At 50.5% G+C, this 25,569-nt stretch carries 21 protein-coding genes and 1 pseudogene; 9 read left to right on the top strand and 13 right to left on the bottom strand.

Annotated elements, in window-relative coordinates:
- Positions 1-195: 195 nt before the first annotated feature.
- The gene (locus BMZ51_RS03625; RefSeq protein ID WP_068005976.1) at positions 196-714 is read right to left on the bottom strand and encodes a hypothetical protein; all 519 of its coding nucleotides are present in this window, start codon (positions 712-714) and stop codon (positions 196-198) included.
- A 384-nt stretch (positions 715-1,098) separates the two neighbouring features.
- On the opposite strand from BMZ51_RS03625, the gene BMZ51_RS03620 reads away from it, so the two are divergent.
- Together BMZ51_RS03620 and BMZ51_RS03615 are read left to right on the top strand one after the other, a co-directional pair.
- Positions 1,099-1,314: a GNAT family N-acetyltransferase gene (locus tag BMZ51_RS03620; protein WP_068005977.1), complete on the top strand. Its 216-nt coding sequence runs from the start codon at positions 1,099-1,101 to the stop codon at positions 1,312-1,314.
- A gap of 15 nt (positions 1,315-1,329) precedes the next feature.
- Positions 1,330-1,629, top strand: a pseudogene (locus BMZ51_RS03615) (GNAT family N-acetyltransferase); the annotation flags it as partial.
- A gap of 11 nt (positions 1,630-1,640) precedes the next feature.
- Here the strand turns inward: BMZ51_RS03615 and BMZ51_RS03610 are convergent.
- Together BMZ51_RS03610 and BMZ51_RS03605 are read right to left on the bottom strand one after the other, a co-directional pair.
- Positions 1,641-2,297 carry a ribonuclease HII gene (locus BMZ51_RS03610; RefSeq protein ID WP_068005979.1) on the bottom strand — a complete coding sequence of 219 codons (657 nt, stop codon included), beginning with the start codon at positions 2,295-2,297 and terminating at the stop codon, positions 1,641-1,643.
- A 53-nt stretch (positions 2,298-2,350) separates the two neighbouring features.
- Positions 2,351-3,478: a PA0069 family radical SAM protein gene (locus BMZ51_RS03605; RefSeq protein WP_068005980.1), complete on the bottom strand. Its 1,128-nt coding sequence runs from the start codon at positions 3,476-3,478 to the stop codon at positions 2,351-2,353.
- A gap of 110 nt (positions 3,479-3,588) precedes the next feature.
- Between BMZ51_RS03605 and BMZ51_RS03600 the strand changes: the two genes are divergently transcribed.
- From BMZ51_RS03600 to BMZ51_RS03585, 4 genes are all read left to right on the top strand, one after another.
- Positions 3,589-4,173: a glycosyltransferase family 2 protein gene (locus tag BMZ51_RS03600; protein WP_068005981.1), complete on the top strand. Its 585-nt coding sequence runs from the start codon at positions 3,589-3,591 to the stop codon at positions 4,171-4,173.
- 41 nt (positions 4,174-4,214) lie between these two features.
- The gene (locus tag BMZ51_RS03595; protein ID WP_068005982.1) at positions 4,215-4,913 is read left to right on the top strand and encodes a ceramidase domain-containing protein; all 699 of its coding nucleotides are present in this window, start codon (positions 4,215-4,217) and stop codon (positions 4,911-4,913) included.
- Between the two features lie 100 nt (positions 4,914-5,013).
- Positions 5,014-7,305, top strand: coding sequence for an NADP-dependent malic enzyme (locus BMZ51_RS03590; protein ID WP_068005983.1), 2,292 nt, complete (start codon positions 5,014-5,016; stop codon positions 7,303-7,305).
- A gap of 148 nt (positions 7,306-7,453) precedes the next feature.
- Positions 7,454-7,948 carry an Mpo1 family 2-hydroxy fatty acid dioxygenase gene (locus tag BMZ51_RS03585; protein WP_068005985.1) on the top strand — a complete coding sequence of 165 codons (495 nt, stop codon included), beginning with the start codon at positions 7,454-7,456 and terminating at the stop codon, positions 7,946-7,948.
- 22 nt (positions 7,949-7,970) lie between these two features.
- Here BMZ51_RS03585 and BMZ51_RS24030 read toward each other — a convergent pair whose 3' ends face one another.
- Positions 7,971-8,141 carry a hypothetical protein gene (locus tag BMZ51_RS24030; protein ID WP_175484985.1) on the bottom strand — a complete coding sequence of 57 codons (171 nt, stop codon included), beginning with the start codon at positions 8,139-8,141 and terminating at the stop codon, positions 7,971-7,973.
- 108 nt (positions 8,142-8,249) lie between these two features.
- On the opposite strand from BMZ51_RS24030, the gene BMZ51_RS03580 reads away from it, so the two are divergent.
- Positions 8,250-9,161 carry a LysR substrate-binding domain-containing protein gene (locus BMZ51_RS03580; RefSeq protein WP_068005986.1) on the top strand — a complete coding sequence of 304 codons (912 nt, stop codon included), beginning with the start codon at positions 8,250-8,252 and terminating at the stop codon, positions 9,159-9,161.
- Positions 9,162-9,220: 59 nt separating this feature from the next.
- Here BMZ51_RS03580 and glyS read toward each other — a convergent pair whose 3' ends face one another.
- The 3 genes from glyS to BMZ51_RS03560 all read right to left on the bottom strand — a co-directional run bounded on the left by glyS (position 9,221) and on the right by BMZ51_RS03560 (position 15,150).
- Complete coding sequence (gene glyS, locus BMZ51_RS03575; RefSeq protein ID WP_068005987.1) at positions 9,221-11,458, bottom strand: glycine--tRNA ligase subunit beta; 2,238 nt, start codon at positions 11,456-11,458, stop codon at positions 9,221-9,223.
- A 204-nt stretch (positions 11,459-11,662) separates the two neighbouring features.
- Positions 11,663-13,939, bottom strand: a complete 2,277-nt coding sequence (locus BMZ51_RS03570; RefSeq protein WP_068005988.1) for a beta-glucosidase family protein — start codon at positions 13,937-13,939, stop codon at positions 11,663-11,665.
- Between the two features lie 254 nt (positions 13,940-14,193).
- Entirely contained in the window at positions 14,194-15,150 is a 957-nt protein-coding gene (locus BMZ51_RS03560; RefSeq protein WP_208979239.1) for a glycine--tRNA ligase subunit alpha, read from the bottom strand.
- Positions 15,151-15,434: 284 nt separating this feature from the next.
- On the opposite strand from BMZ51_RS03560, the gene BMZ51_RS03555 reads away from it, so the two are divergent.
- Positions 15,435-17,090, top strand: coding sequence for an FAD-binding protein (locus BMZ51_RS03555; RefSeq protein WP_342029897.1), 1,656 nt, complete (start codon positions 15,435-15,437; stop codon positions 17,088-17,090).
- A gap of 96 nt (positions 17,091-17,186) precedes the next feature.
- Here the strand turns inward: BMZ51_RS03555 and BMZ51_RS03550 are convergent, their stop codons facing one another.
- The 3 genes from BMZ51_RS03550 to BMZ51_RS03540 form a co-directional block, all read right to left on the bottom strand.
- Positions 17,187-17,387: a hypothetical protein gene (locus tag BMZ51_RS03550; protein WP_208979238.1), complete on the bottom strand. Its 201-nt coding sequence runs from the start codon at positions 17,385-17,387 to the stop codon at positions 17,187-17,189.
- A 73-nt stretch (positions 17,388-17,460) separates the two neighbouring features.
- A complete protein-coding gene (locus tag BMZ51_RS03545; protein ID WP_068006352.1) occupies positions 17,461-18,321 on the bottom strand; it encodes a S49 family peptidase in 861 nt (286 codons plus the stop codon).
- Between the two features lie 189 nt (positions 18,322-18,510).
- Complete coding sequence (locus tag BMZ51_RS03540) at positions 18,511-19,506, bottom strand: uracil-DNA glycosylase (RefSeq protein WP_203416157.1); 996 nt, start codon at positions 19,504-19,506, stop codon at positions 18,511-18,513.
- Positions 19,507-19,895: 389 nt separating this feature from the next.
- Here BMZ51_RS03540 and BMZ51_RS03535 point away from each other — a divergent pair, with 389 nt between their 5' ends.
- Positions 19,896-21,575 carry an electron transfer flavoprotein-ubiquinone oxidoreductase gene (locus BMZ51_RS03535; protein WP_068005996.1) on the top strand — a complete coding sequence of 560 codons (1,680 nt, stop codon included), beginning with the start codon at positions 19,896-19,898 and terminating at the stop codon, positions 21,573-21,575.
- 86 nt (positions 21,576-21,661) lie between these two features.
- Here the strand turns inward: BMZ51_RS03535 and nadC are convergent, their stop codons facing one another.
- From nadC to nadA, 3 genes are all read right to left on the bottom strand, one after another.
- Positions 21,662-22,525 carry a carboxylating nicotinate-nucleotide diphosphorylase gene (gene nadC, locus BMZ51_RS03530; RefSeq protein ID WP_068005999.1) on the bottom strand — a complete coding sequence of 288 codons (864 nt, stop codon included), beginning with the start codon at positions 22,523-22,525 and terminating at the stop codon, positions 21,662-21,664.
- Positions 22,522-24,156 (bottom strand): L-aspartate oxidase, encoded by a 1,635-nt coding sequence (locus tag BMZ51_RS03525; protein ID WP_068006006.1) that lies wholly within the window; start codon positions 24,154-24,156, stop codon positions 22,522-22,524. Before BMZ51_RS03525 ends, nadC begins: the two co-directional genes overlap by 4 nt.
- Positions 24,157-24,263: 107 nt before the next feature.
- Complete coding sequence (gene nadA, locus BMZ51_RS03520) at positions 24,264-25,370, bottom strand: quinolinate synthase NadA (protein WP_068006009.1); 1,107 nt, start codon at positions 25,368-25,370, stop codon at positions 24,264-24,266.
- Positions 25,371-25,569 lie beyond the last annotated feature (199 nt).

Here is a 25,569-nt window from a genome sequence, read left to right as displayed (position 1 = left end):
TAAGCGATGAGACCGGCGCGCAGGTGTTTTAATGTTCTTTGCCGGTAACCGTGATTTTTGTCTTTGAATTGAAATGGTGTGATGCAGCTGGGCAGTCAGATAAGGACTGTCTGGCAGGAAATGGATAAATCCACCAATACACCTGAAGAGCGATATCTGAAGCTGTAAGGCCCAGATGCGCGCCTTCCTACGGCTTTAGGTTACCCGTGCTCGCACAACCCGCTGGATCACAAATAGCGATATGATCGGCACAGCCACACCTACAAAGGAGGCTCCGCCATAAGTAAAGCTCCAAACGATGCCGCAGAGTGCTGCCAGCAGCAGGAAAAGAGATTGACGTTTTACCGAGGACGACGCCCCTTCCAAACCAATGAAGCCGTGTCTTGATGTCAAGGTGAGAGCAACTCCAACAACGAAGATGGTGATCAATACACCCTGATAAGAGTAGCTCGTTAGGGCTTCGCCCAAGGCGGTCGCGTTCAGTTTGAATATAGCCACGATCACTGGAGTGACGATGAGCAAGTGTACGTTGATGCCCAAAAGGATTGGATTGTAGCGGGCGCCTGCCCAGTGCAGATAAAGCAGGGCTGCAGCAGCAAGGCCAGCTCCAATCCAACCAGCTAACTCAAGCTCCATTCCCAGGCGCAGCAAAGACAGGAACGCCAATGAGGGGAGAGCTTCAATCACATCGAAGCGTCGGTCGTGTGTGTTCATATGCAAGACCTCTTCAGATGACTTGGCGGGGCGTGAATATGCAGGCCCGTAGAGCCTAATGGATGGAATGCACCAATCAGTATTGGAAAGTGTTCATTGATTGTGTTTGAAACCTAAACTCTAGTCTACCTAAACTTATGGGCCTTTAGTGCAGAAAACCCAGCGGAAATCCATGCTACTCGCTGGGAACGTAAACCCGACCAGTAGCCCGCAAAAGCGGTGTCTCACGACCGCTGTTTTGGGCCGTTATGGAGGTGTGGGCATGAGCAATCCGGCGTACTTCTGGTTTTGCAGCAACGGTGGTTTAAAAGCATCGCACCCTATAAAAAGGAGCTGCATTCAGCTGGAACTTACGCCGTTATATGGATTTGCGGGGAGGGGATTATGAAGCAACTACTGAACACATCTCGTCTGCGCCTTTCTCCGGTTCAGCCAGATGATTTGCAAGGCTGTCTTCCAATATTCCTGGCGCCGAAAACCACTGAATATTCAAATCTGCCACGTACTAAGACTGAAAAGCGTGCAAGTGGCTTTCTTCGTTGGATGGTCCGCATATCTGAACAGGGAAACGGATTTTCATGGATGATACGAGAGGCTTGAAGTGAGGAACTTCGTGGTTGCATTCGCTTAAACTCAATTGATAAGCGCACATCCATCGCCGAAGTCGGTTACGAACTCAGCCCACAACATTGGGGCCAGGGCCTGATGACGGAGGCGCTTATGGAAGTAACAGACCACGCCCACAACGAAATGGGCCTTTGTCGCAACGAAGCCTGGACCGTCAACGGGAACTTGGCTTCAAACAGAGTCCTTGAAAAAGCAGGCTCCTTGTCGGAAGGCAGGCAACGCGGAGAAACCCTTCTTGGAAAGACCCGTCACGATGTTCATCTGTTTGGAAGACTGGCAGGCGACTAGGGCTGCTTCTGTTAGCTTCCCTCAATCATCACGCGAATTGGGCGGAAAGAGCGGCGGTGGAGCGGTGTGACACCGTGCGCGGCAAGAGCTTCCTGATGCTGTTTGGTGCCGTAGCCCTTGTGTTTGGCAAAGCCATACTCCGGGTAAAATCGGTCCATTTTCACCATAAGGCGATCTCGCGTCACCTTGGCAACAATAGAGGCCGCAGAAATTGCAAGACAGCGGCCATCCCCTTTGATGAGCGCTTGGCCTTGCTCTTGCAAATTATGTGGGACGTCTTTTCCATCGATGAAGAACTGCTTGACCGGAACGCTTAAAGATTGGGCGCAACTTTGCATGCCCTGTAAAGTCGCTTCACGAATGTTCAATTGGTCAATTGTGCGCGCACTTTGAACACACACACTGACGTCCGCCGTCTCAAGGATCTGCTCAAACAGGGCCTCCCGTTTGGCCTCTGTGAGCTTCTTGGAATCGTTCAGCCCTTCTGGCAGATTGTTGTAGTCGAGGCTGGCAGCGGCAACCACCACAGGGCCAGCCCATGGCCCGCGTCCTGCCTCATCAATGCCAGCAAAGCGGCCCTTCAGGTCTTGCTCAACAGAGCGTTCAAAGCGCAGGTCTGGAGCATCAGGAAAGGCGATATCAAAGAGGGAATTTGCATAATACGACATGCCCCTCTTTGCCACGTGATCGGGCAGCATTCAACCACTCTATCTGCGCTCCTCTACAGCAATGAAAGCTGGACACCGCCACATGTGGGTTTAATGAAATGATCGCAGGAGAGCTTCAAAGATCGCGGTGTTAATCCTTTGCTCTTGCAGGCAAGCTGAAAGCGTTTTGCTAACTGGTCGGCGTAGGGGCCTTTTCCTTTGAAGCGTTTGTTCCATTGCGCATCATAGTCTTTGCCCTCTCGCATTGAGCGCAGCAAGCTGAGAACACGTCGATAGCTTCCCGGTGCCTCCCGCAGGAGCCAGTCTTTGAACAATTCCGATACTTCTCGCGGCAAACGCAAGAGAATATAATTGGCTTCCGACGCACCGTGTTCTTTGCAGACCTCCAAAATTCCTTCAAGTTCATGGTCAGTAAGTCCAGGAATAATTGGAGCCGCCAGGACTGCTGTTGGAATGCCAGCGGAAGACAATGCTCCGAGTGCTTGAAGGCGTCTTTGCGGCGTGGACGCTCGCGGCTCAAGGCTTCGTGCGATCTTCCGGTCCAATGTCGTCACCGAGATCGCAACCTTCACCAGATTGCGCTGCGCCATATCGCTGAGAATATCAATGTCACGCATGACCAGCGCCGATTTCGTGACGATCGTGACCGGATGCCCTGTTTTGTTCAACACCTCTAAAATCCCACGCATGATCTGGTGCTGTCGTTCTATAGGTTGGTAAGGGTCTGTGTTCGTTCCAATTGCAATTGGTTTGACTTGATAGGACGGAGCGCCCAGCTCGCGCTCAAGCACTTGTGCAGCATTAGGTTTTGCAAACAGCCGACTCTCAAAGTCGAGCCCGGGAGAGAGTCCCATATAGGCATGCGTTGGCCGTGCAAAACAATAGATACACCCATGCTCACACCCTCGGTAAGGGTTGATGGAACGATCGAAAGGCAGATCAGGCGATGTGTTCTTGGTAATGACATGGCGCGCTGTTTCGCTCTGGACTTCAGTCTTGACCGGAGGCAGCTCGTCAATCGTGCCCCAACCATCATCTATGAGTTCACGACTCTCAGTTTCAAAGCGTCCAGCCTTGTTTGAGTGCGCTGCACGCCCCCGGCCAGTCATGTTGAGCGGAAGTGCAGATCCAGAAGAGGTGGACTCTTGTGGACTTGCACTGCGATTGGGTGCAGTGGGCATGGGGTGTGCTTTCATCTCTTTATGAGAACATAGTGGGAACATTACTAAAAATAACTAGATTTGCAAGCCATTACTTCCCGCAGGTATACAAATCACTGTAAACTGTTGGAATGATTAGCGCACTTATTCCCGCCAAAAACAACGAGCACCAGCTCGTACACACCTTGTCAGCTTTGGTCTCAGCCTCCGCAGAAGGCATTCTAAGAGAAGTTGTCATTGCCGACGAAAACTCAACCGACGGAACTCAAATCGTCGCAGATGCCTGCGGAGCAAACTTTGTCACATCCACCGGCCCAGGCATCAGCACACTGATTGCAGGCCTTGAGCAAACTACCCGTTCAGATTGGATATTGGTAATTGAACCCGGTGCTCTTTTGCAGAGCGGCTGGCAAAATGATGCAACAGCCTTTATCGAGCGGGCAGGGCCGGCGAAGTCGGCATCTAATCTTGTCGGTATGTACCCAAGCTACACACAAGAATTTGGAGCAACTGCTCAGCTGAAACAAAAGTTTGAAAATCTGCGCCATAAGCTGATCAAAACCTCCTGCGCACATCTTCCAATGCTCATACAGAAAATGCACCTGCAATCCTGTCTAAGAGCCACGTCGAACCAGAGCCGACACGATCAACTAAAGCAGGTGTTAAGGGCTAGCCGGATACATTGGTTGAACGCTACAGTGGTCTTCCAAAAGTAAGAGTTTGAAAGCACAGTGAGCCCGGTACCCTCGGAGGTGTCATGGATTGGAAACAGCATCTGGACCAGTACTGCGAAAGAACGTCAGCTGCTTTCTGGTCTGAGCCACTCAACGCGGTGAGCAACGCTGCTTTTCTTATCGCAGCATTATTTGCGTTACAGATCTGGCTGAAAATACGAAGCAACGCAAAAAAAACGCATTCCACGCAAACCAACGCAAATGACCTCGCAGGCCTGTTTCTTATTGGTTTGCTTACCATTATTGGAATTGGCTCGTTCCTCTTTCATACCTTCGCGACCCGGTGGGCAATGCTCGCAGACGTCATCCCAATCGCTCTTTTTATGCTCACCTATTTCTTCCTTGCAACCAGACGGTACCTTGGCGCTAACCTGTTGATCTCACTGGGGGCAACGCTTGTTTTCCTTGGTGCTATGATCGTCGGCCCAGGGCTGTTTGAAGGTCTTCTGGGCTCAACAGCGGGTTACGCTCCAGCACTCCTCGCAATCCTGCTGTTTGCAATTCTCACTCACACCAAAAACAGGAAAACCTCCAGCGCTTTGCTTCTGGCAGGCATCGTCTTCGCCATATCGATGGGGTTCAGGTTCTTAGACGCACCAATTTGTCCAATTTTGCCAACTGGCACACATTCTCTGTGGCATATTTTGAATGCAACCGTTTTGTTTATTCTAATTCGCGCATTTATAGGCTTTAAGACGTACTTAGACGGTGCAGAATCCTAGGCAATGGTCTAGGTTTTGCCAAACTGCGACATCTGAGCCGGTAGTCACACTGATTCCCGGTGGCGAGCCGCTCATTTACTAGGTCAGGCAAGAATAGACAATGACGGACAAAAAACGCCCTACCTCTGGCGAACTCGATGAACAAGCTCTTTTCTATCACGAGTATCCACGCGCCGGTAAATTGGAGATTCAAGCAACTAAGCCATTGGGTAACCAGCGTGATTTGGCGCTCGCCTACTCACCAGGCGTAGCAGCCCCGTGTTTAGAAATTCACAAAGACCCGGCCAAAGCTGCCGAGTACACTGCCCGCCAAAATCTTGTTGCAGTGATCTCCAACGGTACCGCGGTACTGGGGTTAGGCGCAATCGGGCCTTTGGCATCCAAGCCGGTTATGGAAGGCAAGGCAGTTCTCTTTAAGAAATTTGCTGGCATCGACGTTTTTGACATCGAGGTTGATGAAACTGATGTTGATAAGTTCGTTGACGCTGTCTCCGTTCTTGAACCCACATTTGGTGGGATCAACTTGGAAGACATCAAAGCGCCAGAATGTTTCCAGATCGAAAAGCGTCTTCGTGAGAAGATGAATATTCCTGTCTTCCACGATGACCAGCACGGCACCGCGATTATTGTTTCAGCTGCTGTCCGAAACGGCATGGAGCTTGCTGGCAAAAAGTTAGAGGATATCAAAGTTGTAGCCTCAGGTGCTGGCGCTGCCGCATTGGCATGTCTTAACTTGCTTGTGTCCTTAGGCGTGAAGCGCGAAAATGTCTGGATTTCTGACATCCAAGGTGTTGTCTATGAGGGACGTGAAGCTCTTATGGATGAATGGAAATCCGTGTTTGCGCAGAAAACCGATAAGCGTACTCTGGATGACATCATTGAAGACGCAGACGTCTTTATAGGCCTGTCCGCTGCTGGTGTTCTTAAACCAGAAATGGTCGCAAAAATGGCAAAACAGCCATTGGTCATGGCACTCGCCAACCCGAACCCGGAAATTATGCCGGAAGATGCCTTGTCTGTGCGCGATGACGTTGTGATGTGCACCGGCCGCTCTGACTACCCAAACCAGGTCAACAATGTTCTATGTTTTCCGCATATTTTCCGCGGGGCACTGGATGTTGGCGCTACGGCGATCAACGAAGAGATGAAGCTGGCTGCTGTTGAAGCAATTGCTGATCTTGCACGCGAAGAACCCACTGACGTGGTAGCAAAAGCTTACGGCGGTGTTACCCATACATTTGGTGCGAACTACCTTATTCCATCTCCGTTTGATAACCGCCTGATTTTACGTATTGCACCTGCTGTTGCAAAAGCTGCAATGGATACGGGTGTTGCAGCGCGTCCGATTGAAGACTTTGACGCTTACATGGACAAGCTGAACCGCTTTGTGTTCCGCTCGGGCATGGTGATGAAGCCAATCATCGCACGCGCAAAAGCAGATAAGCAGCGTGTTATCTATGCCGATGGTGAAGATGAGCGGGTTTTGCGTGCAGCTCAGGTCGTCATCGAAGAAGGACTGGCAACACCAATCCTCATTGGTCGTCCGCAAGTTCTGGAAAATCGTTGTGAACGTTTCGGCCTTCGCATTCGTCCAGGTCAAGATTTTGAGTTTGTAAACCCAGAAGACGACCCGCGTTACCGTAGCTATGTCGACACGCTGATTCAATTGGTGGGCCGTAAAGGTGTAACGCCGGAAGCAGCTCGAACGATCGTTCGCACAAACACGACAGTTATCGGCGCCCTCGCACTTCACAGAGAAGAGGCAGATGCTCTCATAACAGGCCTTGAAGGCCGTTTTGACAAGCACCTGCGTGATATCTCCAACATCATCGGCTGCTCTGAAGGTGTCGCGGATTTCTCAACCCTCTCGATGTTGATCAATACCACCGGGGCTTACTTCCTTGCAGATACTTACGTAACTGAGTGCCCGTCTGCTGAGGAAATTGCAGAAATCACACATCTGGCCTCTGAGCAGATCAAACGATTTGGAATTACGCCGCGTGTCGCGTTGCTCTCCCATTCCAACTTTGGCTCTAGGCCTTCCAAAACCTCAAAGAAGATGCAGGAAGCCTTGCAGATGGTTTGGAAAGAGCTACCTGATCTGGAAGCGGAAGGTGAGATGCATGGCGATGCGGCATTGAAGCCGGAGATCCTCAAGCGTTATATGCCGAATGCGCATATTTCGGGACCTGCAAATCTGCTGGTATTCCCAACACTTGATGCTTCCAACATTGCTATGAATCTGATCAAGGCAATGACAGATGCTCTTCATGTTGGCCCAATCCTGCTTGGAGCGAAGAAAGCAGCGCACATCATTACACCGTCTGTAACATCGCGCGGTATCGTGAATATGACTGCGCTCTCTGCAGTTGATGCCCAGTGCCGTAAGTAAAGAGCGCCCTTTTCTGCGCTTTAATACGATAAATTAGACTTTCGGCGGGCATTGCTTCGTGTGTCCGCCGAAGTTTGTCGGCTTGATAATGACTTCCCTATAGGGCATGCTATCTAAATTAGTGCTGCTTGATATTACGGGGGAGGATATGAGCATATCTGAAGCGACAGGCCGTCGGGTTGATCGCCTGCTTGGCGAGTATGGCGAAAGCCATCAAAACCACAAAAACAAAGCAATCCACTGGATCTGTGTGCCGGTCATTTTTTGGACCGTGACAGCTCTTTTCTGGTCTATTCCAGTTCCCAGTGGGTTTTCTGCCATTTCACCATGGCTGAACTGGTGTACGATCGGCCTCGGTTTATCCATCATCTACTATTTGTCTCTATCCATCACTCTGGCAGTCGGAATGGCTGTTTTCTCTGCCGTTATGATTTGGATAACAGTGACTTATGAACAGTTTGGTCTTGGTGTACCACTCTGGCAGGCAGCGTTGGCAATCTTCGTGATTGCCTGGGTAGGGCAGTTTATTGGCCACATCATCGAAGGAAAGAAACCTTCCTTTTTCAAGGATGTGCAGTTCCTAATGGTCGGACCTGCCTGGTTGATGCATTTTCTTTATAAAAAAGTAGGTATCCCTTACTAAGGGAGAAAATAAAACGCAGTCTTTAAGGCTGCGTTTTTTCAGGGTTGATGTAAATATCACCAATCTCACGAAGATCCATGCGCTGCAGATCTGGGTGAGAAAGCGGATCAGAGCAATAAGGCTTTGCCTTACCAGGAGTTTTTGATCTGCGCGAAGGCTTGCCGCCCAGTAGGCTAATCAGAAGAGACTTCATATTCAATTCCTTTGGTTTTTGATGAAGCGACAATGCGCCATTTGCATTTGCAGTGCTATCTGGAATAACTAAACCCCAGTTTAGAATTACTTCTTGGAACCGTTCTCGATGAAAAATCTCAGTCAGGTCAGCTTGGCAGGCCTACGCGTTGTAGAGGCTGTAGGCCGTTTAGGCTCTCTCAAAAATGCGTCAGAAGAGCTGGGGATCACGAGTGGTGCTATCAGCCAGCAAATACACAAAACTGAGGACCAGCTAGGCCGTCCCCTTTTTATGCGGGAACCAGGAGGCCTCAAATTAACTAGTCTTGGCGCGGAAATCTGTCGTGAATTGACGCTTGGTTTGAAGCAGATCTCTGATGCTGTGGCCTTAGCTGACAGGGACCGGGAGGAGAGCCTTTTTCTGTCTGTTGCCCCGCTTCTTGCCGAAAAGTGGCTGGTGTGGCGGCTCAATAACTTCATCGAGGCGAACCCGGGCATCAATCTTAGGCTTGATGCGAACGATCAACTCCTGAACCTTAACCATTCAGATGTAGATGCCTGTGTCAGGGTCCATAAACGAGCACCAGAGGACGTTTACTCCGAGCGCTTGTGCGAGCATTTTATTTATCCAGTTTGCTCCCCTGAGGTCGCAAAACGGCTTAGAGACCCTAAAGATCTCTTAAATGAGGTGATCATTCGAGATTACAACTCCTATTATAGGTGGAGTGACTGGTTGGAGCCATTTGGTTTGAAAGAAAGCCAGCTTCCAAAAGGTCCAGGGTTTTCTAATGCGTCTCTTTGCATGGATGCAGCAATTGCAGGTTATGGGGTGTTCTTAGGCTGGGATACATTGGTTGCCCACGCAGTAAAGCAGGAGCAACTAGTGGTTCCCTTCACGCATTACTGTTCGACTGGTCGATTTTATTGGTTTCTCTGCCGACAGGGCGCATTACGAAGCGAAAGTGTTAGAAAACTGCGAGATTGGCTTAAGGAAGAAATCGCCTTAGCAGCTGTCGACTATGAAACCCTTCGCGGGTCCTGATACAAAAAGCCCGGCAACTCAAAGCGAGTGCCGGGCTTTTCTTATTCTGTAAGGCTGGGCTAGCCAGAAATTTTGGAGAAGTCCGCAACCTGATGAACAGCAGCACGGATCTCAGACAGGATCTTCAGGCGGTTCTCACGAACCTCTGCCTTTTCTGAGTTGACGTGAATGTTCTCAAAGAACCCATCCACCGGGCCGCGCAGCTTTGCCAGTGCGCCCATCGCGCTTTCATAGTCAGCAGCGTCAACAAGTGGCTTCAACTCGGTCAGAACTGTATCCAATATTGCGACGAGGTCTTTTTCAGCCTGTTCTTCCAGCAATGCCACATCAGGCTTGCCTTCAAACGCTTTGCCGTCCTTCTTCTCTTCAGCACGTAAGATGTTTGCAGCGCGTTTATAACCTGCAAGAAGGTTTGCGCCATCCTCAGTGCCAAGAAGGGCAGCAAGCGCTTCAGCTTGCTTAACGATCAGAAGAAGGTCATCCTGCCCGCCAACAGCAAGCACAGCATCAATCATATCGTGACGCACGCCCTTGTCCTTAAGAACAACCTTCAAACGTTCAGCAAAGAAGCTCATCAAGTCGTCGATAAGGCCTGATTCCATTGAGGTTTCAGGGACTTTGTCAGATACATTCGCAAGCACGACATCAGCTGCTTTGGAAACCATGGAGAAAATGTCTTTAACAACGCTTTCGCCGGTTTTTCCTTTGCCGATGAATGGCAAGTCAGACAGCGCAGTCTCTCCACGAGCCGTTGCAATGTCTGCAAGGTTGCGGCGCAAGCTCTGAATCAGAACATCCCGAAGCGGCAGGCGCAGATCGTTTTCCAAGATGAGGCGGATCACGCCAAGCGCTGCACGGCGCAGAGCAAACGGATCTTTTGACCCAGTTGGCTTCTCATCGATTGCCCAAAAACCAGCAAGAATGTCGAGTTTATCAGCCAGAGCTACTGCAATTGAAACCGGCGAAGTTGGAACATCATCAGATGCACCAGCGGGCTTGTAGTGGTCTTCAATCGCTTGAGCAACAGCAGCTTTTTCACCCTGTGCTTCTGCATAGTAACGACCCATCAGGCCTTGCAGCTCAGGGAACTCAAAGACCATTGCAGAAACAAGATCAGCTTTTGCCAGACAGGCAGCGCGTTTTGTCTGTTCAATGTCCGCGCCAACAAGTGGGGCGATCTCTGCAGAGAGCCGCTCCAAACGTTTTACGCGAGCTGCAACAGTGCCAAGCTTCTCATGGAATACGATATCCTGAAGCTTTGTCACGTTGCTTTCCAACTGTGTTTTCAGGTCAGTTTCCCAAAAGAACTTTGCATCTGATAGGCGAGCGGAAACAACTTTTTCGTTACCAGCGATAATCGTTGTGCCGCCATCCTTGGCAACAATGTTCGATGTCAGGGCAAACTTGTTGGAAAGACGGGATGTTGCTGGATCGCGCAGAACAAAGTTTTTCTGATTCACTTTGATCGTAAGCTGAGTAACTTCGTCAGGCAGCTCAAGGAAACTCTCGTCGTAAGAGCCGATGAGAACAGTAGGCCACTCATTAAGGCCAGCCACTTCCTCCAAAAGACCCGCATCTTCGACTAGTTCAAGGCCAAGAGCCATAGCGGCATTTTTGGCATCTGTCTCGATGATGTCTTTACGGCGGTCTCCATCCAGAACAACCTTGGCAGTTTCCAGTTTGGACATGTAGTCTTCAAGACGACGCACTTCGATAGCATCAGGTGCCATGAAGCGGTGTCCGTATGTCGTTTTTCCAGAAACAATACCATCAACTTCAAACGGTACGACTTCAGGCTCTTCCGTCTCGGGACCGAAGGTACACACAATCGAATGCAGCGGACGCACCCAGCGCAGGCTACCTGTGCCCCAGCGCTGAGACTTTGGCCATGGGAAATTACGAATAATGCCAGGCATCACATCAGCAATAATGTCTTCTGTCTTGCGGCCAGGTTTTTCGATGACTGCTACGTAAAAATCACCCTTTTTCGGGTCATTTTGTACTTGTGCTTCGTCAATGGAAGAAAGGCCTGCGCCACGAAGGAAGCCTGCTAATGCTTTCTCAGGTGCGCCGACGCGCGGTCCTTTACGTTCTTCACGTGTCGCTTTGGATGCTGCTGGAAGGCCGGCAATATGCAGCGCCAGACGACGTGGTGTGGCATAGGCTTTTGCGCCTTCATAGGTCACACCTGCATCAACAAGAGCATTGGTTAGGAGGGATTTCAAATCCTCCGCCGCACGACGTTGCATACGAGCGGGAATTTCCTCGCTAAAGAGTTCGAGGAGAAGATCGGGCATTGGAGAACGACGCCTTTAACTGGTCAATCAATCGCGAATTCTAGATTGCGTAGTGCCTAGCAATACTAAAGGACATTGTCACCCCCAATAGACAGTACGGGGCTGTTATTGAGCAAAAAACACAAGCTCAACACCACCCATCAACAGGCGAGTGTGCTGCCGTCGATCCTCAGGTGAAAGGTCGCTCAAAGGTGTACGAACCAATTATGCTGGCTTCTCAGTGCTTTTGGGGGGCTCCCCAAACAAGTCTAACTCGCTCGATAAGCTGTTTGGGTCCTGACTAGAGCCGCCCACGATGACATCGTAGTTGATGCGCTCAACCACCATCTGGTTGCGCTCACCATCATAAATGGCAAGCTCTTCGATTGGTATGTAAATGCTAGTCCGTCGGCTTTCTCCGGTAGACAAGCTTATACGTTGAAACCCTTTGAGCTCTTGCTTGGCGCGTTCGGCGGATGAGCCTTTTGGGGCAATGTAGACTTGCGCAACCTCGTCAGCATCAACCTTGCCAATATTGGTAACTGAGAACTCAACTTGAATACGCCCGCTGATTAATTCTTCTGGGGGCGTAACAACCAGCTCAGAATAATGGAACTGGGTATAGCTTAACCCAAAACCAAATGGATACGCGGGTGTAACACCATCTCTCTCTAGCTTTCGGTAACCGTGCCAGAGGTCGTAAATTACCTTTCGTGCCTTTCGGTCAAAGTCTGGCAGGTCGCTTTCATGACGTGGGATGACAAAAGGCAACTTTCCACTTGGTGCAACCTCTCCTGAGAGGAGACGAGCAAGTGCACGCCCACCTTCCATGCCAGGATACCAGTGAAGCAAAATCGCGGCAGGTTTGTCTTGCCATTCATTCATGAGGATCGTGCCACCCCCCATTACAACGACAACACAGTTTGGATTAACAGCACAAACCTGTTCAATCAGTTCAACATCATGAGGAGGCAGACGAAGGCTGTCTCTGTCACCAGCGCCATACCCTTCCTCTGCTTTTTCGGAGGATTGAGAGCGTCCTGTGGAGCCGCTACCACCGAAGGCGCGCAAAAACTGGGAGGCGATCTGCGCTTCTTCTCTGCTACGTGGTTGGGGAAGCATCTTATGGAATTGCGCTGCCAGATCAGTGGCCACCCTCTCACCTTCGCAGGAGTGATCATAGCCAACAACAAGCACCACTGCATCAGCGCGCTTCGCAATCTGCAGAGCACGAATGATGTTCTGACCTCTATCATGCCAGATATCAACCTTATGCTTGTAACAGGAACGCAGACCTGCAAGGGGCGTGATGACATGTATCGGTTGTGTATCACTGGACCCTTTGTCACCTGTATTTGCGACACTTGCCAATCGACCAATAACGCCGATGCTTTGGATGTTCTTAAGAGGTAAAATACCACCTTCGTTCTTTAACAGTACCCCAGATTTCTCAGCGGCCTCCTGCGCGATTTGACGAAACTCTGAGGAGCCGACCTTCGTCTTCTCAGAGGTGCCTTGATGCAACAGTTTGAGTTGCTGAAGAATGAGGCGATAGCAAGCATCATCCAAGGCCGCTTTGATTTCTTCGTCGGCGCCAATTAACTCCTTGAGTGATTGGTGGAAATGCAATTGGAAAGGCATCTCTAGATCAACACCAGCTGCTGCTGCTTTCTTGGCATCGCGTATGCCGAAGATGAAATCGCTAAGTACAAAACCGTCGAACCCCCAGTCCTTCTTCAGTAGCTGTGTGAGGAGCTCTTTGTTATGCCCGCAAAGTTCGCCGTTAATGGAGCTATAAGAGGTCATGATAGCTGCAACGCCTGCCTCAACCACCTTGCGAAAGTGGGGTAGATAAACCTCATAGAGGGCGCGCTGTCCGATCGTGACGTCCAACGTTAGTTTCGTATGTTCCATCGAGGCGAGAGCGAAGTTTTTGACACAGGCCATCCCGTGCTGTTGCACACCACGCACCAGAGCTGCTCCCATGGCCCCAATGACAAAGCTATCTTCGCCATATGACTCTTGTGCGCGGCCCCAGGCAGGGTGCCGCATGAGATTAAGAGGAACGCCGCCGAACAACGTTCCGCCAAGCGCACGCATTTCATAACCCATGACAGAGCCAATGCGCTCTTCCAGTTCAGGGTCAAACGTTGCAGCTCTTGCAATTGCTGTTGGGAACGTAGTAGCTCCCTTATGTACAATACCGCGAGAACCTTCAGTGTAATGAATACCGGGCAGGTGGTGTTCAGGCAGGGCGCCAGCTGGCCAGGGCGCTGATTGTGAGCCAGTGTTCATCATCTCGCGTACACCAGGCCAAAAGGCTGTGTCACCGTCTCGCATCGACAGTTTATCGTCTTGGCTCAAACGGGAAACAATAGCGCTCGCGACCTGTTCGTCAGACAAATGTTGCATGGGAGAGGGCTGCGCCGCATCATCAGGCAACGAATGAGTAGAGGCAGTCGCACCGCCTTCTTCAAGCACCTTGGCACTTTCAACAGTCATGGAATACAGAGCTCCGCGAATGCACCCCATTTTGGATCTGCACATCAATACGCAGGCAGCTGGCAATAGGGGAATGGACTTGCAAATCAGTCAGGATATCGCATTGAAAATATCCAATTGGCAGCACACATGGAAACCTACTGATTTTCAGCCGTCATCTTTCAAGGAGTCATTGCGCTGGGAGGTGTAGCAACAAAAAATGCCGAGACAGCTCTGCCTCGGCATTTCAAATTCAACTCAGGTAATCGGTAAGCTTATGGGTTGTAACCCACACCGCCAGCTTCTGTCTGAAGGAAAGCTGTACCGCAGGCTTTGGAAAGCTCGCGCACACGCAGAATGTAGCTCTGTCGCTCGGTCACAGAAATCACACCACGCGCATCAAGCAGGTTGAACACGTGAGAGCATTTGAGCGCTTGGTCATACGCAGGAAGAACAACCTTTTGCAGGCCATCGCCAGCTTTGTCCATTGCTTCTGCGCTTGCTGCCAAAAGGCGCTTACATTCACGCTCATGGTCCGCGAAGTGGCGGAACAACATTTCAGTATCAGAGTGCTCAAAGTTGTGACGGGAATATTCTTGCTCAGCCTGCAAGAACACGTCGCCGTAAGTTACCTTTTCATCACCCTCAAGACCGTTGAAATTCAGGTCATAAACATTGTCGACACCCTGTACGTACATGGCGATACGCTCAAGGCCGTAGGTCAGCTCACCGGCAACAGGCTTACATTCAAAACCAGCAACCTGCTGGAAGTATGTGAACTGTGAGACTTCCATACCATCACACCAGCACTCCCAACCAAGGCCCCATGCACCCAGTGTCGGGTTTTCCCAGTCATCTTCAACAAAGCGAATATCATGGATGTCAGTATCGATGCCGATTGCGCGTAAGGACGCGAGGTACAGCTCCTGAAGATTTGCAGGGGACGGCTTCAGCATAACCTGAAACTGATAGTAGTGCTGCAAGCGCATTGGATTCTCGCCATAACGGCCATCGGTGGGACGGCGAGATGGCTGCACATATGCGACTTTCCAAGGACGAGGTCCAAGGGAGCGCAGTGTTGTTGATGGATGCGACGTACCCGCGCCAACTTCCATGTCATAAGGCTGCACAATAACGCAACCCTGATCTGCCCAGAATCTCTGGAGGGTCATGAGAAGACCCTGAAACGACTTGGTTGGCTGCATATGTGCCGGAACGGCTTCACTAGACATGGGAGTGCTTCCTGAAAATCCAAAATGTACTGCGCTTAAACTACGCAAAATCCAAGGTGGTGCACAGGTGCCATGCCAAACAGGGAAGGTCAAGCATTCCTGAGAAATCACAGACATTTTTTAAAAATGGCGGGGACTAAGGCGAAATACTCTTTTTTTAGCCTGTTGGTGTTTTGGGGGGAAGTAGAATTTCACGTGTGGTCTCAGCGAACAGCATTCCAAAATATAAGGGCTAGGGAAGGGGAGGGAAACCGTATCTAGTGAGCGTTGTCTTAGCAGTTTGCATGACAGATGAGGAGCATCTTATGGTTACGTCCCGCCTTCCAATATTAAGTGACAGACAAGGGTTTGACAGACGTTGGTACGCGAATAACCTGAAACGTGTTTTTGCTCCCACGAGTGCAGCTGAGGTGGCTGTTGCATGGAAGGAAGTTATCGCCTTGGGAGGGAGAGCCGGTGACTTGCAAATCACCTGTGGCCGTCATTGCTATGAGAACTTTGTGTACAACCACGAGACCAAGTTCATCATTGATCTGACGGGCCTGAGAGGGATTGGTTGTGACGCTAATCATGGGTATTTTATAGATGTGGGCTATGGGAACTGGGAGATGTATCGCATGTTTAACAACATGTTTGACACAACTTTACCAGCTGGCAGTTGCTATTCTGTAGGGCTCGGTGGGCATATAACCGGAGGAGGGTATGGCCTTCTCTCTCGTGCATTTGGTCTCACAGTCGACTACCTGTCTGCGGTTGATGTTGTGATGATACCTAAAGGAGCGTCAGTCCCCGAACTCTATGAAAAAATCTCTCCGGTGAACCATCCTGATATCTTCTGGGCGGTTTGTGGAGGTGGTGGTGGAAACTTCGGGATCATCACACGCTATTATTTTCAAAATACACCTAAAGCCCCTCAATATATGTATACCGCAGCTTTTTCATTTGATTGGAAAGATACAGGCGGAAACTTGCTCATCACAGAAGAGGTCATGAGCCAATTACTTGAACTGTTTACAAAGTTTTCTGAAGACGGTCAGGACGGGGATAAGTCCAAATGGCCGAGCTTCGGAATCTTCCATGCAAACCATTTAGCTGCTGGTCAGATGGTATTTGCGTCCTATTACTTTGATGCCCCCTCGTTAGGAGTAAAGGGCAAGGAATATGAATCGTATCTGACTGATAAGCTTAGAGAGCAAAGAAGATCTCTGAGCGAAATAACAAAGCTTTCCGTTCAGCCGGGACCTATCAATGGTCATCCATGGCACGGTACAACTCACTCCATTACGCCCGTGAATAGTTCATCTGAGCTACGTCACTTTACTTTTCTTGAAGGCGTACAAAATGCAAATGGTTCAGGCCCGAACCAGTTTGGGAAGTACAAATCAGCTTACATGAAAAAAGGCTTTACTTCCGATATGGTTGCAGCGTTGCATGAACATTTACAACGCGTTCCTGATGGGCTGTCTTTAAGCGATATGAGACAAAGCTTATGCCAAATCGATAGTTATGGGTGTGCCATCAACCAAGTTGGAAGCTCTGATACTCCGATCGCTCAGCGTAGTTCTATAATGAAGCTACAATATCAAACCTATTGGGATAGCGACACTGCTATTGGGCAAGATGATGTTCAAAGTGAACACGCACATGTAACTTGGATCAACGATATGTATTCGGCGGTCTATGCCAAATATGGCGGTTACCCTGATCCACGCAATGACCCAGATGATATCGTCGATGGCTGTTACTTCAATTATCCGGACTGTAGTTTGGGTGTGAATGGCCAGAGTTCACCCGGAATCGCCAATGCCATGTATCTTTATTTTTTACAAAACTATGACAGTGGGCCGCAGGACCGGAATTTGCGAGCTATCAAATCAAACTGGAATCCACACAACTGGTTTGCAAGTGCTCAATCAATTCCGGTTGATGGGAGCCTTTAAGTCGCTTGCGCAATAGCGCAGCCCATCGACAATAAACCCGCAGACCAAATGTCTTGCGGGGTTTACTTGTCAGGCAAGAAGGCAACCACTGCGATATTAGTAGTTGCTAACTGGTCGGTATTTGCCGGTGGCCGGATCTTCAACCAGACGAGTGTATGCTGGGTCAACCGCACGCTTGCGAGCAGTTGCATAGGCAGGCTGTTTCTTGAATGCCATGTTGGCGATTTCTTTTTTTACAGCCTTGTAAAGAGCGTATCCGCCTGCAATCAAGGCAACAGTTCCCAATACCTCAGTCATCTGCATTTTCCTTCCATCACTTATGTGAAGCATTGTTATTGAAGGTCAATTTTGTCAATCATATGGAGATTGGCTAAAGACCAAACTTTGCCCAAAGACTTTTTTCTTCCAAAGTTGCAAGAGTTGCAGCGGGCAAGCTGCCTGCGGCCTCTGTCAGGTTGCCTTGAAGGCTTGCACCGGGAATAAAACGTCCAAGGAAACGCTTTTTGGCACCAATAACTTTGATTTTGGTCTCTTTGCCAAAACGTTCCCGGATCGTTGAGTGTAAGTCTCCAATACTGTCAACCAGACCCAGATCCCGTGCTTTGGCTCCTGTCCAAAACAATCCTGAAAACAGCTCTTTTTCGTCGCCTAACACATCACCGCGGCGGCGCTTCACCATGTCGATGAACATTTCATGGATTTCGTGCTGCAACGTCTTGAGGTGCTCTACGTCCTCTTTGATTTCTGGCGAAAACGGGTCGAGCGTAACTTTTTTGTCTCCGCTGGTATAAACGCGGCGTTCCACGCCAGCTTTTTGGAGAAGCTCCGTAAAGCCAAAACCAGCAGATACAACTCCGATAGAACCAACGACTGAAGCTTGATCAACGATGATATCGTCACCAGCCAATGCGATCATATAGCCGCCGGAAGCTGCTACATCTTCTACGAAAACAAGAACCTGCTTGTTGTTTTCATCAGCCAGCTGACGAATGCGCTTGAAGATAAGATTTGATTGAACAGGTGAGCCGCCAGGTGAGTTGACACTCAACGCAATCGCAGGAGCTTCTTTAAAGCTAAAAGCTGTCTCAAGCGCGTCTTCAACACTGCTTAAACTCAAACCGGGTTTCAACGGAGATCCTGCTCCAATAACACCGTTCAGTCGGACAACAGGAACAACAGGCTTTACTTCTCCCCATTTGCCCGGAATGTAGCTGCGCAGCTTGTTCAACAACTCAAAACTCTCCTCAAACGTCAATCATATACGTATCGCCGGATTATCCAGCTTCAATCAATATAGATAGCATTGAGCAAGAAAGAAGAGTGCTGACCAAAAGAAGTGGCAAAATATCCAAGAAAGTGAAACTGTGTGATCTCTATGACAAAATGGCGCCATGAGAACTCACAGGGCTGGGCCTAAGCGCTACACGTTTGTTTCAAGCTCAGCACGAGCTTGAAGGAAATCTCGCCAAGCATATCGCTTTTCCGCTGGGCTGCGAAGCAGGTAAGCTGGGTGGTACGTCACAATCGCTTTGCGTTGAAAACCTTCCTCACCAAGGGTCAACCAGCGTCCACGCAGTTTACGAATACCATCACGTGTCCCGCTGAGCGTCTTAGCAGAAGCTGCTCCAAGGAAAACAATCAGCTCAGGGTCAACCAGCTCAATCTGCTGCTGAATAAATGGGCGACAAATTTCGGTCTCGTGCGGCGTTGGCGTGCGGTTTCCCGGAGGACGCCAAGGCACAATATTCGTGATGTAAACATCTGAGCGGCTAAGCTTGATCGCTTTCAACATCCGGTCCAGCAGATATCCGGACCGACCTACAAACGGCACCCCTTTGAGGTCTTCTTCCCGGCCAGGGGCTTCGCCGACAAACATAACCCTCGCATTTGGATTGCCATCTCCAAGAACCAGGTTCTTCGCGGTTAAACGCAGATTACAGCCATCAAACTTGCTAAGGATACGGCGTAAGTCGTCGAGCGACTGTGCGGATTTGGCAGCATTGCGAGCAGACTCAACTGCAGCGGCATCGGGAACAACAGCACTTCCATCACTCACCGCCGTTGGCAATGAGGAGGTGACGGAGGCTTCCTTCGCTGCCTTCTGGCGTTCCAGAATTTTACGCGCTTCCTGCTTTGCCTCTGGTGGGACGCCATTTTCGCGCATGTTTCGGGCGAGGGCCGCAGGGGAAATGCTTAAGTTTTTGGGCTGCTGCGGTGCTGGAGCTGCTCCTGAGGGTACTTCTGATTGTACCTGTTGAGGCGTTGCACGATGCGGTGACTGTTTAACCTGCTGCGCCTGCGTTTGTGCAAAGCGGTCTACTGGAGCATCTTCCAAAGCACAGTCGACACCGACAGCACTTAAGAACTCCAGATAAGCCTCTAATTCGGCGGCATTTGCGACAGGAACTTCAGACATAGTCATTCACTAGTTGTGACACACAGCATGGTAAACGCCAAAGGGAATAGCTCTTTTGCAATGCACCATGGGAGGGCAACGCGCCTTCCTCTCCTATATTCTATATGATGTCGTGCGTGTCCATTGGAAAAACAAGTTTGAAGAGCCTATGCGCGCATCACCCCCAATTCATTCCTGAGAATTGAGGAAATCATAATGACTTCATAAGTTGGCCGAAAATATTATGATGGGGTAGCAACAGGAATGCACCTTAAAACGCATTGCACTAGAGTAATCGGTCAATTACACAGATATCAAATAAAGTTTTGACGCTTGATGCGCGTAAAAATAGTGCGCTGCCACATCATTTCCTGGGAAATGGGGTGGATAAAGTGTGAAGGGAGAAAAATATGTCTGAAGGGGAAACTCTGCCAGAGCGCGAATCCATGGAATTTGACGTGGTCGTTGTGGGAGGAGGACCAGCTGGTCTTTCCGCAGCAATCCGCATCAAGCAGCAGGCACAGGAGAAGGGTGAGGAAGTCTCCGTTGTTGTGTTGGAAAAGGGCTCTGAGATTGGTGCCCATGTTCTGTCCGGCGCGGTGATTGATCCAGTGGGCATTGATAAGCTTATTCCAGACTGGCGTCAGGATGAGACTGCACCGATCAAAACCCCCGTCACTTCAGACCAGTTTAACCTGCTTGGTCCTTCGGGTGGCATTCGGCTCCCGAATTTCCTTATGCCTAAGCTGATGAACAACCACGGCAATTACATTGTATCCTTGGGCAATGTCTGTCGTTGGCTTGCCGAAAAAGCAGAAGCGCTCGGTGTGGAAATCTATCCAGGCTTTGCAGCAGCTGAGATGCTTTACGATGATGCCGGTAAAGTGATTGGTGTTGCGACCGGTGATATGGGTGTTGCTCGCGACGGGTCTCACAAAGATGGCTATATGCGTGGGATGGCTCTGCTCGGCAAATACACGTTGATTGCCGAAGGCGTTCGCGGCTCTCTAGCTAAGACCCTGATTGACAAGTTTGACCTGGACCGCGACTGCGATCACCCTAAATTTGGTATCGGTATCAAAGAACTGTGGGAAGTTGAGCCTTCCAAGCATAAGCCGGGACTGGTGAAGCACTCCATGGGGTGGCCACTGGACAGCAAAACCCAAGGCGGTTCATTCCTGTATCATCTGGAAGACAATCAAGTTGCGGTTGGGTTTGTTGTAAACCTCAACTACCAGAACCCACATTTGTCTCCATTTGATGAATTCCAGCGCTTTAAAACCCATCCTGGTGAGAAGGAATTGTTTGAAGGCGGCAAGCGTATTTCCTACGGCGCCCGCGCAATCTCCGAAGGGGGATATCAGTCCGTACCTAAACTGTCCTTCCCAGGTGGTCTGATCATCGGCTGTTCTGCTGGTTTGGTGAACGTGCCGCGGATCAAAGGCTCGCACAACGCTGTTCTCTCCGGCATCATGGCGGCTGACATGGTGGTTGAATCCCTCGGGCGCGGTGAAGCACATCAGGAGCTGGACGAGTTCGACAGTGCATGGCGTTCTTCTGAGATCGGTGCAGACCTGCGAAAGGTCCGCAACGTCAAGCCATTGCAATCCAAACTCGGCAGTTTGTGGGGTATGGTTTTCGGTGGCTTCGATATGTGGACCAACGAGCTGCTAGGCTTCTCCTTCTTCGGTACCGTGAAACACGGCAAGTCCGACGCTGCGAGCCTTAAAGCGGCTAAGGATTGTAAAAAGATCGACTACCCTAAACCGGACGGCAAGATTTCCTTCGACAAGCTTTCCTCTGTCTTCCTGTCCAACACGAACCACGAGGAAGATCAGCCGATCCACCTCAAGCTGCGTGATGAAGCTTTGCAAAAGCTCTCAGAACACGATGTTTACGATGGACCATCAAGCCGTTATTGCCCAGCTGGTGTGTATGAATGGGTGGAAGAAAACGGCGAGCCGCCGCGCTTCCAGATCAACGCTCAAAACTGCGTACACTGTAAAACATGTGACATCAAAGACCCGAACGGCAACATCACATGGACCGTTCCGGAAGGCACTGGCGGACCAAACTATCCAAACATGTAAGGTGTTGGATAAGATAAGAACAAGAAAAAGGCCCGGTCATCAGATCGGGCCTTTTTCATTTAAATCAATGAGCCTGCGAAACCGCTCTACCCGATTTCAATATCCAGCCCTAGATCAAGTATGGGCGCTGAATGGGTGATCCAGCCAGAAGAGATGATATCAACACCAGATTCTGCGATCGCCTGCACGGTTGAAAGCGTAACCGTTCCAGAAGCTTCTAGCACAGCCTGACTATTATTTATCTCAACCGCCTGCCTTAAAAGACTAGGCCCCATATTATCCAGCATCACCACATCGGGCCTGGCAGTCAGCGCGTCTTTGAGCTGCTGCAGTGTGTCCACTTCCACTTCAATGCGGACCAGGTGTCCGGCAAAGGCGCGGGCGCTTTCAATCGCGGGGATAACACCACCAGCAACAGCAATGTGATTATCCTTGATCAAGATCGCATCATCCAGACCAAATCTGTGGTTCATACCGCCGCCACAACGCACAGCATACTTTTCAAAGCTGCGAAGTCCCGGAGTGGTTTTGCGCGTACAAACCACTTTTGCGTTGGTATGTGAGATTTTGCGTTGAAATGCGTTGGTAGCGCTCGCAATGCCAGAAAGATGGCTGAGGAAGTTCAAAGCCACACGTTCGGCAGTCAAGAGTGAGCGGGCTGATCCATGGATACGCGCAACGATTGTCCCAGGTTCTAGTTTATCCCCGTCACACGACAATATATTAACATCAAGGTTCGGATCAATTTGACGAAAGGCAGAAAGGGCCAGATCAACGCCAGCCAGGACACCTTCTTTTCGAGCGGCGATCACACCAGTAGCAACAGCGCTCGCCGGAATAGTAGCCTGCGAGGTGATATCACCGGCACGGCCAACGTCCTCAAGCAATGCAGCCTTGACGGCATTATCAACCATGATCAAGGGGAGTTCAGGTAAGGACGAGGTGCTCATAGCAGGTCTTCCTCTTCAATCGCTTTCTGGCCGATGTCGCTTGCGCTTGCTTGTTGTGCAAGTGCTTCGATTTGGGCAAGCTTGATGTAAGAACGTTTGGCTGCCTCTGCCTTCTGCGGGAAGTCGAGGCGGAAGTGTCCACCGCGGCTTTCTTCGCGAAGCAGAGCAGAACCGGTAATCAACTTTGCCGCAATCACCATGTTGAGGATTGAATCTCTTCGGCAGAGCTTTTCAGCTGCATGTAAGCGAGCAAGCGTGTTTGTCAGGCCAGCAGCATCACGCACGACACCAACACTACGAGACATCAATGAGCGAACCAAAGAAACCACAGCACGTTCTTGTGGGTTGCGTGTTGAGGCTTGATCATCGCGGTCATCAATCTCGGCCCAGTGGTGCACGCGCTGATGAGGCATCAAAGCCTGGATATCTTCTGCAATGCGCGCTGCAAACACCACAGCCTCAAGCAAAGAGTTGGAAGCTAGACGGTTGGCGCCATGTGCACCAGTTGATGCAACTTCACCAGCGGCCCAAAGATTGTCTACAGAGGTGCGTCCTGAAGCATCGGTCAATACACCGCCCATGTGGTAATGCGCAGCGGGGGCAACAGGAATAAGCCCATTCACTGGATCAATGCCAGCTTTCTGACAAGCAGCATAAACGCGGGTGTAATGTTCTGGGAAACTTGCTCCGATTGCCTCACGGCAGTCGAGGAAAGCGCCTCTGCCCTGTGCAATCTCCGTGTGGATCGCGCGGGCGACAATGTCACGAGGAGCCAGCTCAAGGTCGCCATGATTCCCCTCCATAAACCGGTGGCCATCGGAGTTGACAAGAATAGCGCCATCGCCCCGAATAGCTTCACTTGCAAGCGGTGCCGGATCCTGCTCAACATCAAGTGCAGTTGGGTGGAACTGGACGAATTCAGCATCAGACACCAGCGCCCCTGCGCGTGCTGCCATCGCAAGGCCATGCCCGTTTGCTTCGCTTGGATTGGTTGTAGTGGAATACAGGTGGCCTACACCACCAGAGGCCAATACGACCGCCTTTGCAGGAATGGTAATACGCTGTGTACCACCACGTCGGCGGGCCGTAATTCCAGTCACATACCGGCCTTCGGTGAGAAGCTGGCAACCGATATATCCTTCAACGATACGGATAGACGGTGTCTTATAAGCGGCCTCAACAAGCGCCTGCATAATGGCTTGGCCAGCCATGTCTCCGCGTACGCGGACAACCCGGTTGCTGGAGTGGGCTGCTTCACGCGAAAGAGCCAGCTTGCCAGCAAGGTCCTTGTCGAACGGAACGCCATAATCCAGCAGGTCATGGATGCGCTCGGAGGCTTCCCGTGTCATGCCTTCAACGATCGCTTCGTCACAAATACCATCGCCAGCTATGATCGTATCTTGTGCATGAGCTGAGTAACAATCGCCCTCAGCCACAGCAGCTGCAATGCCGCCCTGGGCCCACGCGGAGGATGTGCCGCCGCCAATTGGGGCGTTTGTAACAATCGTCACCGGCCTTGGCGCAAGCTTGAGCGCACAAAATAGGCCAGCAAGGCCACCACCTAAGATAACAACATCATCCACGCCGTTCAGGGCAACAGCGGGGGCGAGAGAAGAACCGGACTTAGACATTTCAGAGATTATTCCAGGCTAATGGGGACCAGGTCTCGAAGCCTGCTGCCTGTGGTTGGCAGCAGGGGAGCATATGAGTTTTGTGTAAGCGAGCTACACGAAAGCCACTAGTTCTTCAAGTTGATCATGCGTTCTACGGCTGCGCGTGCGCGATCAGCCACACTTTCATCAACAATCACTTCACCGGACATGTCGATAAGACAGTCAAGAATTTTAGTAAGTGTGATGCGCTTCATGTGTGGGCACAGGTTACAAGGACGAATGTAGTTTACACCCGGCGTTGATGCCGCAACATTATCAGCCATAGAACATTCGGTAATCATCATCACCTTTTCTGGACTGTTGTCTTTGACCCAGTCAATCATATGGGACGTAGAGCCTGTAAAGTCAGCCTCAGCAACAACTTCTGGCGGGCACTCAGGGTGAGCAATGATTTTTACGTCCGGGTCAACCGCGCGGTAATCTCGCAGCTCTTCAGCTGTAAAACGCTCATGCACCTCGCACGAGCCAGCATAGGTCAGCACGTCCACATCGGTTTGATTGTTCACATTGGCTGCAAGGTACTGGTCCGGGATCAGCAGGACCTTATCAGTTCCCATTGCCTCAACAACTTGAACCGCATTGGAAGAGGTACAGCAAATATCGCATTCAGCCTTCACATCTGCAGAGGTGTTGACGTAAGTGATGATCGGAACACCAGGGTTTGCTTCGCGCAGTTTGCGCACGTCCGCACCGGTAATGGATTCAGCAAGTGAGCAACCCGCGTCCATATCAGGAATCAGGATCGTTTTTTCGGGAGATAGGATCTTCGATGTTTCGGCCATAAAGTGCACACCGCACTGTACAATGACTTCAGCTTCGGTTTTGGCAGCTTCTTTGGCAAGCTGCAGGCTATCGCCAACAATGTCTGCAACACCGTGGAAGATATCCGGCGTCATGTAGTTGTGAGCCAGAATAACCGCGTTGCGCTCTTTCTTCAGCTTGTTGATCGCATGTATTAATGGCGCAAGCGCTGCCCACTCGATTGCGGGAATAAAGTCCTTCACCTTCTCATAGGCACCAGCTGTCGCTGCCGCGACTTCTGGCGTATAGGTCAGATCAGGGCGCTTCACAGGTGCATAACGTTGCTGGGCCGGTAAGCCTGATTGCGCAGCAATGTCACGAATATTGGCAGCAATGCCCCCGGTTTCGGTGCTGAGTGTGGTGGTGGACATGTGCTCTTCCTCTGTCTTCCGGTTTCAAACCGCAATATACTCAAACTGAGTATAAGGAGCTGTTAAAAAAATGCGACTGGAAAGTCGGTTCAGATAATTATGCTCACTTTGAGTTTTTTATAGAGCGCTTCGGTGCGGCGAACAAGCTATTCTTTTGCCCAATGCATATTGTCGGGGCGTTTTAGAGGAAACTTTCTAT

This window comes from Pseudovibrio axinellae (assembly GCF_900110875.1).
GTDB lineage: Bacteria > Pseudomonadota > Alphaproteobacteria > Rhizobiales > Stappiaceae > Pseudovibrio > Pseudovibrio axinellae.
The sequence above is the reverse complement of the archived record's forward strand: the minus strand, read 5'-3'. Positions and strand labels throughout refer to the sequence as shown.